Here is a 1,009-nt window from a genome sequence, read left to right on the forward strand (position 1 = left end):
CGAACCGTTTTTACGGATAAACAAACTCGTTTTCCGACAGTTTCTGGTCGTTGTTTTTGTCGAATTTCGGGAAGCGTTTGGGAGCTTCGTCGGGATCGGGCTGATGCAGCAAGAACTCGTCGAGTGTCAAGAATCCATCTTGGTCTCGATCGCGTTTGGCAAACATTGCCGTCCGCGACTTGGCATTGTGAGCCCGCTTTTTCTGAGCTTGTTTCAATTTTTCGGCCGCTGCTGCTCGCTGTTTGGGCGTTTTCCATTGCGGCTTCGGTTCGGGTTGCTTGTTAAGCTCTGCGGTGATCGTGGCGACGACCTCGGGGGATTTGCTGGCAATGTTTTGCGTCTCCAGCGGATCATTTTCATAGTCGTAAAGTTCAATTTCGGCGGTTTCCGATTTCGCTCCGATCTCTTTCCATTGGACCATGCGGTAACGCGAGTTGCGGATCGCGCGGCCAAGTCGTGACCCGCGAGGATAAACGTGGGTCACATAGTCGCGGACGTGTTGGCTGGGATCTCGAACGACTGCCGCCTGGCTGACGCCATCAAGATCTTCTGCTGGTTCGATGCCCGCCAGCTCAGCCAACGTCGGATAGATATCGACCGTTTCCATCATCGCGGTGGTCGATGCGCCGCGGGCAGCACCAGGGGCGGCAATGATCACCGGGATCCGTGCGGCTTGCTCGTAATTGGTGTGCTTGCACCACATGCCGTGGTCTCCCAAATGCCATCCGTGATCGCCCCATAATACGATTATGGTGTTGTCCGTGAATCCATGTTGATCAATTGCGTCAATCACTTTGCCAATTTGAGCGTCTGCATAACTCGTTGCGGCATAATAGCCGTGAATCAAATGACGCGTGGTCGACTCGTCAATCGGTCCCTTGCTTCGCATGTCGCTGTAATTGCGAAGCTCACCGCCGTTGGTGGCAGCGTACGACGGAGCATCGGTGGGCGGCGACGTCACCTCGGGCATCGGCAGCTCCGCCGGGTTGTACAGGTCCCAGTATTTTTT

Annotated in this window: 1 protein-coding gene; it reads right to left on the minus strand. The window is 55.0% G+C overall.

Going from position 1 to position 1,009, the window contains the following annotated elements; translation table 11 throughout:
- Nucleotides 1-10 precede the first annotated feature (10 nt).
- The coding region (locus RMSM_RS11380) for a sulfatase-like hydrolase/transferase (protein WP_040765770.1) at nucleotides 11-1,009 on the minus strand (999 nt) is incomplete at its 5' end.

The organism is Rhodopirellula maiorica SM1 (genome assembly GCF_000346295.1).
Taxonomy (GTDB): domain Bacteria; phylum Planctomycetota; class Planctomycetia; order Pirellulales; family Pirellulaceae; genus Novipirellula; species Novipirellula maiorica.